General features: G+C 63.9%; 16 protein-coding genes. 3 read left to right on the plus strand and 13 right to left on the minus strand.

The annotated features are described in order from the left end of the window. Positions 1 to 164 precede the first annotated feature (164 nt). The gene (locus L858_RS0114710) at positions 165 to 2,441 is read right to left on the minus strand and encodes an ATP-dependent helicase (RefSeq protein ID WP_022683920.1); all 2,277 of its coding nucleotides are present in this window, start codon (positions 2,439 to 2,441) and stop codon (positions 165 to 167) included. A gap of 661 nt (positions 2,442 to 3,102) precedes the next feature. Beyond that, positions 3,103 to 3,579, minus strand: coding sequence for an RrF2 family transcriptional regulator (locus tag L858_RS0114715; protein WP_028056169.1), 477 nt, complete (start codon positions 3,577 to 3,579; stop codon positions 3,103 to 3,105). A 115-nt stretch (positions 3,580 to 3,694) separates the two neighbouring features. Between L858_RS0114715 and L858_RS0114720 the strand changes: the two genes are divergently transcribed. Then, entirely contained in the window at positions 3,695 to 4,144 is a 450-nt protein-coding gene (locus L858_RS0114720) for a globin domain-containing protein (protein ID WP_022683922.1), read from the plus strand. A 3-nt stretch (positions 4,145 to 4,147) separates the two neighbouring features. Here the strand turns inward: L858_RS0114720 and rsmD are convergent, their stop codons facing one another. Together rsmD and L858_RS0114730 are read right to left on the minus strand one after the other, a co-directional pair. Next, complete coding sequence (rsmD, locus tag L858_RS0114725; RefSeq protein WP_022683923.1) at positions 4,148 to 4,687, minus strand: 16S rRNA (guanine(966)-N(2))-methyltransferase RsmD; 540 nt, start codon at positions 4,685 to 4,687, stop codon at positions 4,148 to 4,150. 7 nt (positions 4,688 to 4,694) lie between these two features. Then, complete coding sequence (locus tag L858_RS0114730) at positions 4,695 to 5,609, minus strand: pseudouridine synthase (RefSeq protein ID WP_028056170.1); 915 nt, start codon at positions 5,607 to 5,609, stop codon at positions 4,695 to 4,697. A 161-nt stretch (positions 5,610 to 5,770) separates the two neighbouring features. Here L858_RS0114730 and L858_RS0114735 point away from each other — a divergent pair, with 161 nt between their 5' ends. Together L858_RS0114735 and L858_RS21705 are read left to right on the plus strand one after the other, a co-directional pair. After that, a complete protein-coding gene (locus L858_RS0114735; RefSeq protein ID WP_022683925.1) occupies positions 5,771 to 6,217 on the plus strand; it encodes a response regulator in 447 nt (148 codons plus the stop codon). 267 nt (positions 6,218 to 6,484) lie between these two features. After that, positions 6,485 to 6,919, plus strand: coding sequence for a hypothetical protein (locus tag L858_RS21705; RefSeq protein WP_152639845.1), 435 nt, complete (start codon positions 6,485 to 6,487; stop codon positions 6,917 to 6,919). 621 nt (positions 6,920 to 7,540) lie between these two features. Here L858_RS21705 and L858_RS0114745 read toward each other — a convergent pair. The 9 genes from L858_RS0114745 to tsaB form a co-directional block, all read right to left on the minus strand. After that, the gene (locus tag L858_RS0114745; protein ID WP_022683927.1) at positions 7,541 to 8,488 is read right to left on the minus strand and encodes a hemolysin family protein; all 948 of its coding nucleotides are present in this window, start codon (positions 8,486 to 8,488) and stop codon (positions 7,541 to 7,543) included. 20 nt (positions 8,489 to 8,508) lie between these two features. After that, positions 8,509 to 9,009, minus strand: coding sequence for an rRNA maturation RNase YbeY (gene ybeY / locus L858_RS0114750; protein ID WP_022683928.1), 501 nt, complete (start codon positions 9,007 to 9,009; stop codon positions 8,509 to 8,511). A 14-nt stretch (positions 9,010 to 9,023) separates the two neighbouring features. Then, a complete protein-coding gene (locus tag L858_RS0114755; RefSeq protein WP_022683929.1) occupies positions 9,024 to 10,034 on the minus strand; it encodes a PhoH family protein in 1,011 nt (336 codons plus the stop codon). A 122-nt stretch (positions 10,035 to 10,156) separates the two neighbouring features. Further along, on the minus strand, positions 10,157 to 11,506 hold the full coding sequence (gene miaB / locus L858_RS0114760; protein WP_022683930.1) for a tRNA (N6-isopentenyl adenosine(37)-C2)-methylthiotransferase MiaB: 1,350 nt from the start codon (positions 11,504 to 11,506) through the stop codon (positions 10,157 to 10,159). Between the two features lie 9 nt (positions 11,507 to 11,515). Next, on the minus strand, positions 11,516 to 12,274 hold the full coding sequence (locus L858_RS0114765) for a lysophospholipid acyltransferase family protein (RefSeq protein WP_022683931.1): 759 nt from the start codon (positions 12,272 to 12,274) through the stop codon (positions 11,516 to 11,518). 7 nt (positions 12,275 to 12,281) lie between these two features. After that, on the minus strand, positions 12,282 to 12,704 hold the full coding sequence (locus L858_RS0114770) for a Fur family transcriptional regulator (RefSeq protein WP_022683932.1): 423 nt from the start codon (positions 12,702 to 12,704) through the stop codon (positions 12,282 to 12,284). A 128-nt stretch (positions 12,705 to 12,832) separates the two neighbouring features. Then, positions 12,833 to 13,255, minus strand: coding sequence for a Ros/MucR family transcriptional regulator (locus tag L858_RS0114775; protein WP_028056171.1), 423 nt, complete (start codon positions 13,253 to 13,255; stop codon positions 12,833 to 12,835). A 107-nt stretch (positions 13,256 to 13,362) separates the two neighbouring features. Then, entirely contained in the window at positions 13,363 to 13,842 is a 480-nt protein-coding gene (locus L858_RS0114780) for a GNAT family N-acetyltransferase (protein WP_028056172.1), read from the minus strand. Next, the gene (tsaB, locus tag L858_RS0114785; RefSeq protein WP_022683935.1) at positions 13,839 to 14,465 is read right to left on the minus strand and encodes a tRNA (adenosine(37)-N6)-threonylcarbamoyltransferase complex dimerization subunit type 1 TsaB; all 627 of its coding nucleotides are present in this window, start codon (positions 14,463 to 14,465) and stop codon (positions 13,839 to 13,841) included. The genes L858_RS0114780 and tsaB overlap by 4 nt, the downstream gene beginning before the upstream one ends. Positions 14,466 to 14,473 lie beyond the last annotated feature (8 nt).

Raw genomic sequence — 14,473 nt, forward strand, 5'->3', positions numbered from 1 at the left:
TCTCACCCAGATCGTCGCGCTATAGATCGACGAATCTGATGTGAACGCCGAAGCATTGTCACCGGCAGATCGGGCTAAAGCCGTGAACGGCAACTAGGCAGCAGTGATCATTCCGGCGTGATGCGAAAGGGGGGCGCTGTCGGGCAGCCACCCTTTTGTGTTGATCAGGCGGGCTGAACGAAACTGTCCATCACGCGCTTGCGGCCAGCGGTTTCAAAGTCGATTTCAAGCTTGTTGCCTTCTATCTCGGCTACCGTCCCGTATCCGAACTTCTGGTGAAAGACGCGCAGCCCGACGCTCATGTCATCCCGGCCTTTGTTGCCGAGCGATACGGCAGAGGTGCGCGCCTCCACGATACGCACCGGTTCGCGGCTGAACTGGCCGCTCTGCTGCGCGCGCTGCCAGCCAGGCCCCCTGCCGGAACCGCGCTGAACATTGGCGAAAGGATCGGCGCGCTCCGACCAGTTCGCCCGCCAAAGAGACGCACCGCCCGCCATGCTGCTTTCCTCCTCCACATGCTCGGGCGGAAGTTCTCCGACGAACCGGGAGGGGATGGAACTTGTCCACTGACCATAAATCCGGCGGTTGGCGGCGTGCAGGACGATGCACCGCCTACGCGCCCGCGTAAGAGCCACATAGGCTAGGCGCCGCTCTTCCTCCAACGCGTTCAGGCCGCCCTCATCGATGGCGCGTTGCGAGGGGAAGAGGCCTTCTTCCCAGCCTGCGAGGAACACGGTGTCGAACTCCAGCCCCTTGGCGGCGTGGATGGTCATGATGGTGACCTTCCGCTCCTCCTGCTGAGCCTCATTATCCATGACGAGCGACACATGTTCGAGGAAGGCGCCGAGCGTCTCATATTCCTCCATGGCCCGGGCAAGCTCGTTGAGGTTTTCGAGGCGGCCAGCGCTTTCAGCCGTTCGCTCCGCCTGGAGCATGGCGGTATAGCCGCTCTCATCAAGGATCTGGCGGGCAAGTTCAGCATGCGGGAGTTGGGCCGCGCGATCCCGCCAGCGCGCCAGGTCGCCGATAAAGGCCCCCAGGCTGCGACGCGCTTGCGGCGTCAGTTCATCGGTGTCGAGGATTCGGGCAGCGGAAAGCGTGAGGGGAATGCCCTGAGCGCGGGCCAGTCGGTGCAGCTTCTCGACCGCCTTGTCGCCGAGGCCGCGTTTGGGAACATTGACGATACGTTCGAATGCGAGATCGTCAGCAGGCTGATTGACCAGACGTAGATAGGCCAGGGCGTCGCGAATTTCGGCCCGCTCGTAGAAACGGAAGCCGCCAACGATCCGGTAGGGCATGCCGATCTGGATGAACCGATCTTCGAACTCGCGGGTCTGGTGCTGCGCGCGCACGAGAATGGCGACCTCATCCAGCGACTGCCCGCTGCGTTCGACCGCCTCGATTTCCTCACCGACCCTGCGAGCTTCCTCCGGTCCATCCCAGACGCCGATGATGCGAACTTTTTCGCCGACGTCGATGTCGGTCCAGAGCGTCTTGCCGAGGCGGTTGCCATTTTCCGCGATCACGCCGGAAGCTGCGCCGAGGATGTGAGGCGTCGATCGATAATTTTGCTCGAGGCGCACGATCTTGGCGCCGGGAAAGTCCTTCTCGAACCGCAGGATATTGGCGACTTCCGCTCCGCGCCAAGAATAGATGGACTGGTCGTCGTCGCCCACGCAGCAGATATTCTTGCGCTGCTGGGCCAGCAGCCGCAGCCAAAGATACTGGCTGCTGTTGGTGTCCTGATATTCGTCCACCATGATGTAGCGGAACCGTTGCTGGTAGCTTTCCAGGACATCCCGATGCCGCTTCAATATCGTGAGAATATGCAGCAGCAAGTCGCCGAAGTCGCACGCATTTACATCACGTAGACGGGCTTGATAGGCAGAGTAGAGCTTCTGTCCGCGTCCATTGGCATAGCCTTCGCTCTCGCCCGCGCCGACCTCCTCGGGCGTGAGACCCTTATTCTTCCACTGGTCGATCAGGCCGGCAAGTTGGCGCGCCGGCCAGCGCTTCTCATCGATGCCCTCGGCCTGGATAAGTTGCTTCAGAAGGCGAAGCTGATCGTCCGTGTCGAGGATGGTGAAATTCGATTGCAAGCCGACCAGTTCGGAATGACGCCGCAGCATCTTGGCCGCAATAGCGTGGAAGGTGCCGAGCCAGGGCATCCCCTCGACCGCCGACCCGATCATGCGCCCGACGCGCTCGCGCATTTCCCGGGCCGCCTTGTTGGTGAAGGTAACGGCGAGAATTTCGGATGGATAGGCCCGGCGCGTGGCGACCAGATGAGCGAGCCGCGCAGTCAGAGCGGCGGTCTTGCCCGTTCCCGCGCCGGCAAGAACCAGCACCGGACCTTCGGTCGTCAGCACGGCCTCCCGTTGAGGCTCATTCAAGCCTTGAAGATATGCGGGATCGTTGGGCGAAGGAGCAGGCAGGGTCATGAGCCAACAACTAGGAAGCGGAGGAGCGGGGAGCAAGGGCGGTGCGCTTTGAGCCCGCCAGTCTATGAGAACAAAAAGCGAATGACGCAAGGCGCAACATCGAGGGGCAAGTTGCTCCGATGTTCGTCATCAACTGGTGGCTCACCTGCCACGGTTCGTCGCCGTTCTTGGAACGCTCGCGTCACGGCTCCGGTTCTTCATCCGCCTATGCGGCAGAACGGGGCGAAAAAGGAAAGGATGTTCTCCATGAGATCAATCATGTTGGCAGGCGCCGCCATGTTGGCTTTCACCACAGGTGCCGTAGGATCGGCCCAAGCACAGCAGACGCCGCCCGCGGGGACCCCGATGAACGATCAGTCGGCGACGCCCGCAACGCCCGCGACACCCGCTGACCCGGGAATGCCTGGTGCCGGTGCTACGCCTGCCACTCCTGCTACACCGGCAACGCCGCCGGCTGGTGCGGACCCCAATGCCGGGCAGCCGACGGGTGCAGTTCCCGCCGACACAGGGATGCAGCCTGCTCCGGCCGATGCTCCGCGGGATGCAGCGGCACCGGTTGGAAGTTCTGCCAATCCGGTCACAGTCGGCGGCAATATGACTCCGCCGCCCACAGAGAAGAAGGATTATCCTCTTTGCAGCAGAACCGTTCAGGACAGCTGCATCAATCCGGGAGAAGCGCGGAAGGCTCGCAAGCGCCGCTGACAGCCGGGGCGGGGCTGGACAATGTGGCGATGATCGCCGCGAGCCCAGCCCGGTCACGACTGGCGTCCGCCAGACTGTGCTGATCGAGGACAGCCAGGAAGGCGCTGGTTGCGGCGCGCAATATGCCGGATAGGCCGCAGGCCGGGCGGAGTGCGCAGGACCCGCAGTCCGCCATGTTCATATCGGGTTCGGTATGGCGGATGACTTCGCCCAGGGTGATCGCCTCGGCTGGGCGGGCGAGGGTGAAGCCGCCCCCCCGACCTCGCTGGGTGTCGAGGTAGCCACCCTGGCCGAGGTGATGCACCACTTTCATCAAATGGTTGCGGGACAGATCGTAGCTGTCGGCGATCTCGCCGATGGTGGCGCGACCGGTCGGAGCCACTGCGAGATGGATCAGGACGCGCAGGGCGTAGTCGGTATGGCGGGTCAATTGCATGAAGGTTTCTGCTAGAAGGAGCGCATACTTTTTCAAAGATGCATTCCCTTTACATCTTTAAAAAAGACCCGTAAATGCTCCCCTACCGAGTCTTTTCCAAGAGGGGTGCTTTCCCATGAACCAGCTGACCGCCGAAACCATCGCCATCGTCAAGGCCACCGCGCCCGCGCTGCGCAGCCATGGCGTGGAGATCACGACGGCGATGTACGCCCGGCTGTTCCAGGACGCGTCGATCAAGGACATGTTCGATCAGGCCGCGCAGGAAAGCGGTGAGCAGCCCAAGCGGCTGGCGGCGGCGATCCTTGGCTATGCGGAGAATATCGACAAATTGCAGGCGCTGGACGGCGCGGTGGCGCGCATGGTGCAGCGGCATGTCGAGACGGGCGTGAAGGCCGAGCATTACCCCAAGGTCGCCGAAGCGCTGCTGCCCGCGATCCGCGATGTGCTGGGCGAGGAAGTCGCGACCGACGCGGTGCTCAACGCCTGGGGGCAGGCTTACTGGTTCCTTGCCAACATATTGATCGGCAAGGAATCGCAGGCTTATGAGGATGCCGAAGCGGCCTGAGCCTCAGCCCTCTGCTCTGAGCAGGGTTAGACGGGCTTTGCCGACGTCGCGGGTGGCGTCGACGGTGAAGCCCTTGACCTCCACATCTTCGCGCCTGTCCGTCTCGATGCTGATCCAGGTCGCCGACGTGGTCCAGCCGAGGCGGCTCAGCTTGTCGAGGGCGACCGCGCCAGCGCCCGTCTGATAGGGCGGGTCCATGAAGATGAGGTCCAGCGGCTTTGACGCGGGGCCGAGCGAAAGGACGCTGCTCTGGCGAATGTCGGGGCGCAGCCCAAGCCTGTCCCCATTGGCGCGGATCGCGTCGGCGGCGGCGCGATCCTGCTCAACGAAGATGCAGCTTGCCGCGCCGCGCGACAGGGCTTCGAAACCGAGCGCGCCGGACCCGGCGAAAAAGTCGCCGACAGCCAGCCCCTCGAACGAGCCGATGCGGCTGAGCAGCATCGAGAAGAGGGTTTCGCGCGTGCGGTCGGCGGTGGGGCGCGTGGCGTCGCCCTTGGGAGCGGTCAGCGGGCGGCCCCGCCACTGGCCTGAAATGATTCTCATGGGGCTTCTAGCTCTTCAGCGTCTTGAGGCTCTTGCGGAAAATGACGAGGTCGTGCTGGCGCACTTCCTCGACCGCGCCGGACGCGAGTTCGCCGAGGTGGAAGGGGCCGTAGCTGGTGCGGATCAGGCGGTTCACCTGAAGGCCCAGATGCTCCAGCACGCGGCGGACTTCGCGGTTCTTGCCCTCCGTCAGGGTCATCTCGATCCACTGGTTGCGGCCGGTGCGGCGCTCCAGATTGGCCTCGATCGGGCCATAGCGGATGCCGTCGATCTCAAGACCGTCGAACAGATCCTCAAGCTGGTTCTGGCTGACTTGGCCAAAGGCGCGGGCGCGATAGGTGCGGGGCACGCCTGTCGAGGGCAGCTCCATCTGGCGCTTGAACTCGCCATCGGTGGTGAGGAGCAGCAGGCCCTCCGTCGTCATGTCGAGACGGCCGATCGGCATGAGGCGCGGCAGGTCGGCGGGCAGGCGGTCGTAAATGGTCGGACGGCCGCGCGGGTCGCGCTCCGTCGTCAGATAGCCGGTGGGCTTGTGGAACAGGAAGAGGCGGGCGGGCGCGGGCGCGGCGACGGGATTGCCGTCGACCGCGATGCCGTGCAGCGAGGTGAGGAGCGTCGCCGGGGTGGTGACGGGCTGCCCGTCGAGCGTGACGCGGCCTTCCTCGATCATCCGCTCGATCTCCCGGCGGGAGGCGATCCCCGCGCGGGCGAGCAGCTTGGCGATGCGCTGCGGCTCATCCTTGCCGCTCGCCGCGGCGGCGGCGCGCGCCGGATGCGGATTGGCTGGCGTGGCAGGCGCGGCCTTTTTCTTGAAGGGGGGGCGCGGAGGCCGACTTGTCGAGCCGGGACGCGATGCGCCGGGATGCCTTGGGCCGCCCGGTCCGGCCCGGCGCGGTGATCCAGGTTTTTTCGGCGGTTCCACGGGCTGATTCCTTTTCAAGACGCTGTGACATTCCCATATCAGCATCGCCATGGATTTGACGAATGGTGCTGTCCCAACGCCCATGCGACGGCAGGGGCTGCAACCGGCGGAAGGCCCGGTGCGTTGATCGGGTGCATGGCGGAAATGGGGCGTGGCGGCAAATGTTTTTCGGGCTGGTCAAAGGGGAAACGGGATCGGGAATGCGCAAGGCGATCCGCAGCGTGCTGATCGTTGAGGACGAACCGCTGGTCGCCTTCGACAATGAGCATGTGCTGGAGCAGGCCGGCTTCACCGTCGCGGCGACGGTTGATGATTATGACCATGCGGTCGGCGTGATCGAGGATGAGCAGGTTGATCTGGTCATCGCCGACATCACCCTGCATGGCGACAAGACCGGCGTGGATGTGGCGCGCCATGCGCGGGACAAGGGATTGCCGGTGCTGTTCGTGACGGGGGCTTGCCCGCCGGATGCCGCGGAACTGGCGGTGGGATGTCTGGCCAAGCCCTACGCGCCGCGCGATTTGTTGTCGGCGATCGATGTGGTGGAGGCGGTGCTGCGTGGAGCCGAGCCGCCGAGGTTTCCGGCTGGGCTGCATTTATTTGGGTGAGGGTTGGCGAGGTAGTGTTGGGCGAAGGGTGGCGACGGGACGTTGCCATCGTCCAGCTTGTGGCCCTGGCTCCTGAGCTGGGGCGCGCTTCTTCTTCTCGCGGCAGGTTTTTGATAGCGGGACCCCGGATCAAGTCCGGGGTGACGAAATGGGGATGGCCGGAATCGACCATTTTCTGTCGTAGGGTGTGGTAATTTTCACCGTGATAGCGGACATCGCCGATCGTTCTTTACGGTCCAGCAACCTCACACACCGTAGCTTTCCGCTATGAACAAACTCAGTCAGATGTTGGTGCTGGTAAGCCTCTTGGTCTGTGCAGTGGCTCAGCCGCCTTCCTTTGCAGCATTCGGCATAGGCCTATCAATGACTTGCTTGAGCTACTGGATTGGTCGCAAATGGCCTGATCCTAAGCCAACATTTATGGCGGTTATTTCTCGACCCGACGCGAAAACACTATCTAAGGAACGGCTTTTAACCGCCTTGGCTGCCGGGGCGATGATCATAGGCGGCATATTATGTCATTTCTTTTTGCCGCTAATTCTCCCCGTTACCATTTGGACCCTTTTTTGGCCTCCTATGGGCGACCATATCATCGGGCAAGGCGTGGGAGCTCTCATTTTCGGATGGATCGCTGCGCCTAAGTATGTTGCAGAGCACAATTCGTGGCTGGCAAAAATGGGCAGCAACTTTCACCGTAACTGAACTGTCCGCTTATGCACTTATCTGTCGAAACGCCGCCCTCCCGTAAACCACCCGCCATCGTCGTTCCCAGCCCCGGAACCACGCTGCGCCGCCGGTAACCTGCTGGTCCGGTTCAAGATTGAAAAGCCGCCCAGCGGCAGGCGACCAGAAGCGGACCTAACCAACCGTCACCCCGGACTTGATCCGGGGTCCCGCTTCTTCACCGCCGCAGCTGTGTTCAGAGAACAGTGGGACCCCGGCTCAAGGGCGGGGTGACGACTGTCGGAATGACGGGAAACCACCCCTTTCTAATAGCGCGGGAAACCATATCCTAGCCTTGCGTCCGTAACTGGATCCCCGGCAAGGCTGGCGGTGGGTGACAAGTTTTTCCGCCTTTTACCCAAACCGACACTGCTTCTCGCTCGGAGAGCGGAGGCAGAGTCTTGCTGAGCGCAGCGGGTTTGGGCGGAGGTCGACGAGGGTGGCGGAGCTGGGCCGCGATCAGGCAGCGTCGCCCTCACCCTTCCGCCGTGCTTCGCGCGGCTCCCTCCCTCTCCCGCAAGGGGAGAGGGAAAGTTGCGCAGCCGCTCAGCGTGCCGTGCTCCTGCTTTTGCGGAAACATGGCTTGGCAAAGGGCACTGATCACTCTTCCTCTGAGACTTCCCGTTCGGCCGGGGGGTGGAGGCGCAGGCGGCTGACGCGGCGGCCGTCGCTGGCGAGGACTTCGAGTTTCCAGCCGCTTTCCTCATGCTCGATGATCTCGCCGGGGTCGGGAACGCGGCCGGCGATCACGAAGGCGAGGCCGCCGAGCGTGTCGACATCTTCCTCGACATCGGCGAGACGCGGGTCGATCTCCTTGGCGACGTCCTCCAGTTCGGCGCGGGCGTCGGCTTCCCAGAGGCCGTCGTCCAACGGGACGATCAGCGCTTCGGGGGCATCGTCATGCTCGTCCTCCACCTCGCCCACGATTTCCTCGACCAGATCCTCGAAGGTGAGGAGGCCCTCGGTCCCGGAATATTCGTCCAGCACGATGGCGAGGTGGGTGCGCTTGGCGCGCATTTCGGCGAGCAGGTCGAGCGCGCCCATGCTTTCGGGCACGTAGAGCGGCTGACGGATCAGCGGTTCGAGCGTGTCGGGCACGGGCGCCTTGCCCGCCAGGATCGCGAAGGCGTCGCGGATGTGGGCCATGCCGACGATGGTGTCGAGATTTTCCCTGTAAACGGGGATGCGGCTGTGGCCCGCCTCCGCAAACAGGGCGGCGAGTTCCTCGAAACTCGCGCTTTCCTCGATGGCGATGATGTCGGCGCGCGGCACCGCGACATCGTCCACCGTATGTTCCGAGAAATGGAGAAGGTTGCGGACCATCTGCCGCTCGATCGCGGAAAGGTCGCCCTTGGCCGGGGAGGCGGCGGGATCGTCCTGCTCGTCCTCATCATATTCGTCGAGGGCTTCCTCCAGCTCGCGGCGCAGGCTGGGGCTTTCCTCCTCACCGAAGAGCAGCGACTTCAGGCCGCTCCATAAACCGCCTTCGCCGCTGCTACTGTCCGGTTCCTTTGAACCGTTGCCGTCCTTGGGGGTGTTTTCACCCATCTGGCTCACCAACTCCTGATCTAGCGATCCCCGTAGGGATCGGAAATGCCGAGGCTGATCAGCGATTGCGTCTCAAGCGCTTCCATCGCCTCTGCTTCGGCGTCCTCCATATGATCATATCCGAGCAAATGGAAAGTGCCATGAATGATGAGGTGGGTCGCGTGATCAGCGACGGAAATGCCCTTTTCCGCCGCTTCGGCCGCGCAGACGCCCTCCGCCAGCACGATGTCGCCCAGGATCACCTCGCCATCGTCGGTATTGGCGGTGGCTTCGAGCAGGTCGGCCTGCACCATCGGGAAGGAGAGGACGTTGGTGGGCTTGTCCTTGTTCCGGTAGGCGCGGTTGAGCTGGTGCACCTCCTCGTCGGTGGTGAGCTTGACCGCCACTTCGTAGAGGGCTTCGTCGGCGGCGAAGGCGGCATAGGGGCTGTGCGTGATCGCCGCGACTACGGCCCGCTGGGCGAGCAGTTCCCAGTCGGTGTCGGGCCAGCCCTGTTCGTGGAGGATGGCGACTTCAATCATTCCAGCAGCTTCCGTTACGCATCCGGTCCCTCATAGGCCTGGACGATGCGGCCGACCACCGGGTGGCGGACCACGTCGCCGACATTGAAGGGCACGACCGAGATGCCGTCCACCCCCTCCAGCCGGGCGACCGCGTCGGCGAGGCCGGAAATGCCGGGCTGCGGCAGGTCGACCTGACGCGGGTCGCCGCAGATGACCATGCGGCTGCCTTCGCCGAACCGGGTGAGGAACATCTTCATCTGCGCGACGGTGGTGTTCTGCGCCTCGTCCAGCACGATGAAGGCGTTGGCGAGGGTGCGGCCGCGCATGAAGGCGAGGGGCGCGATCTCGATCTCGCCGGACGCGATGCGGCGCTCGACCTGCTCGGCGGGGAGCGTGTCGTAGAGCGCGTCGTAGATCGGGCGGAGATAGGGGTCGACCTTCTCCTTCATGTCGCCGGGCAGGAAGCCGAGCCGCTCGCCTGCCTCGACGGCGGGGCGGGAGAGGATGAGGCGATCGACGCTGCCGGTGATCAGCTGGCTCACCGCCTGCGCGACGGCGAGATAGGTCTTGCCGGTGCCGGCCGGCCCGAGGGCGAAGATGATGTCGTTGCGGGTGAGCGCCTCCATATAGGTCACCTGCGTCGCGGAGCGCGGGACGATCGTCTTCTTGCGCGTGCGGATCATGACCTTGGGCGGTTCGGCGACGTCCTGGCGGATGATGCCGTCGAGCGTGGGTTCGGCGGACATGGCGATGACGGCCTCGACCGCGCCGGCGTCTATTTCCTGCCCTGCGGCAATGCGGTTGTAGAGGCCGGTCATGACGTCGCGGGCGCGGGCGGCGGCTTCGGCCTCGCCCTCGATCTGGAGCTTGTTGCCGCGCGCGGCGATATAGACGCCGAGGCGGTTTTCGATGGCGACGAGATTCTGGTCATATTGGCCGAAGAGGGCGCCGAGCAGATGCGGGCGCTCAAAGGTGACCTCCAGCCGGGCGCGCTCGGCGACGTCGGTGCGGTGATTGTGGTTGTGGTTGGGTTTCTTCGACATTCAGCAGCCTCCCTCATTTTTCGTCGCGCCCGCATCAGCGGCTATCCATCTCCTCTTCGTTGAGCCTGGTGGACAGGTCCGGAGATGGGTTCCCGTTGCTCCGGGAACGACGATTTTTGGGTTCAAGCGGCCTTCCTCCTGCTGAGTTCGCCGGCCAGACTGTTCGGACCGGCGCTGATGATATCGACTTCTACCATGTCGCCGATCGAAAGTTCCGACGCGGTGACGTGGACGGACTGGAGCCAAGGAGTCTTGCCGATCAGCTGGCCGGGGTGGCGGCCCTTGCGTTCCAGCAAGATGTCGGTGGTGCGGCCGAGGGTGGCGGCGTTGAACTGCGCCTGATGGCGGTTGATGACGGCCTGGAGCCGAGCGAGGCGTTCGTCCATCACCTCCGCCGGGATCTGGTGATCCATGTCGGCGGCGGGAGTGCCGGGGCGCGGGCTATATTTGAAGCTGTAGCATTGGGCATAGCGCACCTGTTCGACCATCTTCAGCGTATCCTCGAACTCCGCGTCGGTCTCGCCGGGGAAGCCGACGATGAAGTCGCCCGAAAGCGCGATGTCGGGACGGGCGGCGCGGACGCGGTCGATGATCGCCAGATAGCTGTCGGTGCTGTGGCTGCGGTTCATGGCCTTGAGGATGCGGTCGTTGCCCGACTGCACCGGCAGATGGAGAAAGGGCATGAGCTTGGGTTCGTCGCCATGGGCGGCGATCAGGCCCTCGCTCATGTCATTGGGATGGCTGGTGGTGTAGCGGATGCGTTTCAGGGCATCGATCCTGGCCAGTGCGCGGACGAGGCCGTCCATCCCCTGCGCGCGGCCCCGGCCATCCTCGCCAGTCCAGGCGTTGACGTTCTGGCCAAGCAGCGTGATCTCCCGCACGCCGCCATCCACGAGCGCCCTGGCCTCGTCGAGGATCGCGGACCAGCTGCGGCTGATCTCGGCACCGCGGGTATAGGGGACGACGCAATAGGTGCAGAATTTGTCGCAGCCCTCCATGATGGTGAGGAAGGCGGTGGGGCGCGCCTGCTTGGTGCGGGCGGGGAGGGCGCCGAACTTCGAGGCGAGTGGCATGTCGGTGTCGACCGCGCTCTCGCCGCGTCCGGCCTTGTCGATAAGGTCGGGGAGGTGGTGGTAGGCCTGCGGGCCGACGACGATATCGACATTGCGCGCGCGGCGCTGAATCTCGCTGCCTTCCGCCTGGGCGACGCAGCCGGCGACGGCGATCATCGGACGGGTGCCGTCCTCGCGGGTCAGGCGGCCGATGTCGGAATAGACCTTGTCCACCGCCTTTTCGCGGATGTGGCAGGTGTTCAGGATGACGAGATCGGCCTCCGTACCCTCGGCGGCGGCGGTCATGCCGCGCGTGCCCAGCATCTCTGCCATGCGCTCGCCATCATAGACGTTCATCTGGCAGCCGAAGGATTTGACGTGGAATGTCGCTGGAGTCTTTGGGGCGTCGGTCCGATTCATGTGGTCCAGCTATACAGGCGGTGTGGGACGAGCGAAAGGCGGCAGGTGCGTTGCGATGCTGGTGGCGATCCTTTCCTGCGTGAGCGCGGCCAAAGCCTTGCGATCGGGGCAGGCGGCGGGATCGACAGGTTCCAGAAAGCGGAGCGTGACGTCCAGTCGGCCCCGGCGCTCCATCACGCGGCGGGCGTTGACGCCGGCGGGCTCGTCACTGTGCCAGGCAATGCCGTCGGTCGCTGCGCCATAGTCGATGTGCACCGGCTGGATCATCACCGCGCGCGGCGGGGGAAGGAGGACGGCAAGCAGCGTCGGCTTGAAGGGGAGGAGGGCACGGCCGTCGCCGGTCGTCCCTTCAGGAAAGAGCGCGACGGGCTGGTGCCCCGCGAGCGCCGCGCGCAGGGCGTCGAGCTGGCCCGAAAGCGTGCCGCGCCGGCTGCGCGAAACGAACAGCGTGTTATTCTGCGCGGCGAGCCAGCCGATGACCGGCCAGCCGGCAATGCCGTCATGGGCGACGAAAGCGGAGCCGGTCGCGCCTCCCAGCGCCAATATATCGACCCAGCTGACATGGTTGGCGATGATGAAACTGTCGCCACGAAAGGGATGCCCCTCTATCCGGACGCGCGCGCCAACGGAACGGGCGGCAAGGGCGAGGAAGTGCCGCGGCCATGGCGAAGGGCGCCCGGCGGCACGCCATAGCAGATGGGGGACAAGGCAGAGCAGCAGGCTGCCGGTCAGGGCAGCGATGCGCGCGGTGCGGCGAAGCGCGGGCAAGCTGCCTTCAGTTCTTGCGGTCGATCGCCACGCCGTACAATTCCATGCGATGATCGACCAGCCGGAAACCCAGCTTCTCGGCGATCTGCTTCTGCAACTGTTCCAGTTCCGGATCGACGAATTCGATGACATTGCCTGTCTCGACATCGATCAGATGGTCGTGGTGGGACTCGGGCGCCGCTTCGTAGCGGGCGCGGCCGTCGCCGAAATCATGGCGCTCAAGGATGCCGGCCTCTTCGAACAGGCGGACGGTGCGATAGACGGTAGCGATGGAAATGCCCGAATCCACCAGCGCCGAGCGCCGGTGCAGTTCCTCCACATCCGGATGATCCTCCGCATCGCTGAGCACTTGAGCGATGACACGGCGCTGGTCAGTGATGCGCAGCCCCTTTTCATGGCACAGGGCTTCAACGTCGATCTTTCGGTTCATCACTTCTCGCCCAAAATCATCAATTGCCGGGATCGGCCGGAGTCTAACGACTTTTGTCCGCGCATAAAAGGGGCGCGCGATCGACACGCCCCCCTTCCTGTGCTGCGATTAAATCGTCTGCCGATATTTTATTTCGGGCGTGCGCGACGACGCTTGGTGCCGAGGCCAATCTTCTTCGCGAGCGAACGGCGCTGCTCGGCATAGTTGGGAGCGACCATCGGATAGTCCGCCGGCAGGTTCCACTTCGTGCGGTAATCTTCCGGCGTCATTTGATAATGGGTCATCAGATGGCGCTTGAGCATCTTGAGCTTCTTGCCGTCTTCCAGACAGATAATATAGTCCGGCTTGATCGAGGAGCGCACCGACACGGCAGGTTCGGGCTTTACTTCCGGAGCAGCGGCCGGGGTCGCCAGACCGGAAAGCGCAGCGTGCACATTCTGGATCAGGGTGGATACGTCCGACACGGCGACACTGTTGTTCGAAACGTGCGCGGCGACGATGTCAGACGTCAATGTGATGAGCAGTTCGCTCTGAGCTGATTCGATTTCCATGGTCTTTCCTGCGAAGGCTTTGATGCGACCCGCCCGCATGCGATCATTTCAGGAGCGGTACGGCCCAGCTAGTCGCATCTCATGAATTTAGCAAGGGTGGATATGCACTATCCAAGCATATCGAGCCGAAAACTTAAGGCATCATGAAGTTGTCCATCATTGCCGCGATAATAACCGGGGCGGCGATGTACGTATTCAAAGCCTAACTTTTCGTATAGCTTGATGGCTATATTGGAAGCGCGAACTTCCAGATTCATCGACCTGATGCCCTTCAATCGCGCCGTTCTGAGGGCGTCGTTCAGCAAAGCTTCACCAATACCGCGCCCGCGCCAAAGCGGAGAGACGGCGAGCAGCAGCAGTTCGCACTCGTCGAGGACGGAACGGACAAGCGCGAAGCCGAGTGGCGCGGCATCAACCCGCGCGATGGTGAGCCACGTCCCCGGCATCGCCATCACGCCGGCCAACTGCGGCAGGGTCCAGGCTTCGCCGAACGCCGGGTCGAAGGCGCTGACCATCACGTCCATGGCGTCGCCCAGCGCGTTGCGCTCGCTTTCCTCATAAGTGTCTAGCGTCATCCGGGGCGTCATGGCTGGACCCGTTCCGCCATCGGCCGCGCATCCGCGCCCCGGCAATAGATGGGCGAAGGAGGCAGCGGCGGCAGCCCGGCTATGAGCGGGAAGTCCCGCGCGTCGGGATAGAGGGTCAAGGCGGTGCCGTGGCCGCGTGCGGTGATGAGCGCTTCGGCTCCGGTCCCGTAGACGGGGGCGTTGCTGAGTTCGGAGGCAAGGCCGGCGATCGGCGTCGAGGCGGGTTGCGTTTCGGCTACCAGTCCGCCGGCCGCGAAACTTTGCCAGAATAGTTCGCCATGGCCGCCAGTAATGGTGACGGCGATGGGTTGGAGCGCGTCTTCCTGCGCGGCGCGGGCCGCAATCAGGGAGAGTGCGCCATAGCCGTGAAGCGGGATCGACCATGCAAGGGCAAGCGCGCGCGCCGCAGCAATGCCGATGCGAACGCCCGTGAAGCTGCCCGGGCCGACATCCACGGCGATCATGTCGGCGCGGCCGCCGTCGGGCAGCGCGGCGATGGCCGGCAACAAGGCCTCGGCATGGCCACGCCCGACGATTTCATGAAAGTGACCGACCGGCACCGCATCGTCCAGCAGCGCGACGGACAGCGCCTGTGTCGCGGTGTCGATGACCAATATGCGCAAATTAAGCC

This window comes from Sphingobium bisphenolivorans (assembly GCF_000412635.1).
GTDB classification, from domain to species: Bacteria; Pseudomonadota; Alphaproteobacteria; order Sphingomonadales; family Sphingomonadaceae; genus Sphingobium; species Sphingobium bisphenolivorans.

What these genes read in the sequence shown, in the direction of transcription:
- L858_RS0114735 (WP_022683925.1), top strand. Translation starts at nt 5,771, where the DNA reads ATGTTTTTCGGGCTGGTCAAAGGGGAAACGGGATCGGGAATGCGCAAG.
- L858_RS0114720 (WP_022683922.1), top strand. Translation starts at nt 3,695, where the DNA reads ATGAACCAGCTGACCGCCGAAACCATCGCCATCGTCAAGGCCACCGCG.
- miaB (WP_022683930.1), bottom strand. Translation starts at nt 11,506, where the DNA reads ATGAATCGGACCGACGCCCCAAAGACTCCAGCGACATTCCACGTCAAA.
- L858_RS0114745 (WP_022683927.1), bottom strand. Translation starts at nt 8,488, where the DNA reads ATGGGTGAAAACACCCCCAAGGACGGCAACGGTTCAAAGGAACCGGAC.
- L858_RS0114710 (WP_022683920.1), bottom strand. Translation starts at nt 2,441, where the DNA reads ATGACCCTGCCTGCTCCTTCGCCCAACGATCCCGCATATCTTCAAGGC.
- L858_RS0114755 (WP_022683929.1), bottom strand. Translation starts at nt 10,034, where the DNA reads ATGTCGAAGAAACCCAACCACAACCACAATCACCGCACCGACGTCGCC.
- L858_RS21705 (WP_152639845.1), top strand. Translation starts at nt 6,485, where the DNA reads ATGAACAAACTCAGTCAGATGTTGGTGCTGGTAAGCCTCTTGGTCTGT.
- L858_RS0114770 (WP_022683932.1), bottom strand. Translation starts at nt 12,704, where the DNA reads ATGAACCGAAAGATCGACGTTGAAGCCCTGTGCCATGAAAAGGGGCTG.
- ybeY (WP_022683928.1), bottom strand. Translation starts at nt 9,009, where the DNA reads ATGATTGAAGTCGCCATCCTCCACGAACAGGGCTGGCCCGACACCGAC.
- L858_RS0114780 (WP_028056172.1), bottom strand. Translation starts at nt 13,842, where the DNA reads ATGACGCCCCGGATGACGCTAGACACTTATGAGGAAAGCGAGCGCAAC.
- L858_RS0114715 (WP_028056169.1), bottom strand. Translation starts at nt 3,579, where the DNA reads ATGCAATTGACCCGCCATACCGACTACGCCCTGCGCGTCCTGATCCAT.
- L858_RS0114775 (WP_028056171.1), bottom strand. Translation starts at nt 13,255, where the DNA reads ATGGAAATCGAATCAGCTCAGAGCGAACTGCTCATCACATTGACGTCT.
- rsmD (WP_022683923.1), bottom strand. Translation starts at nt 4,687, where the DNA reads ATGAGAATCATTTCAGGCCAGTGGCGGGGCCGCCCGCTGACCGCTCCC.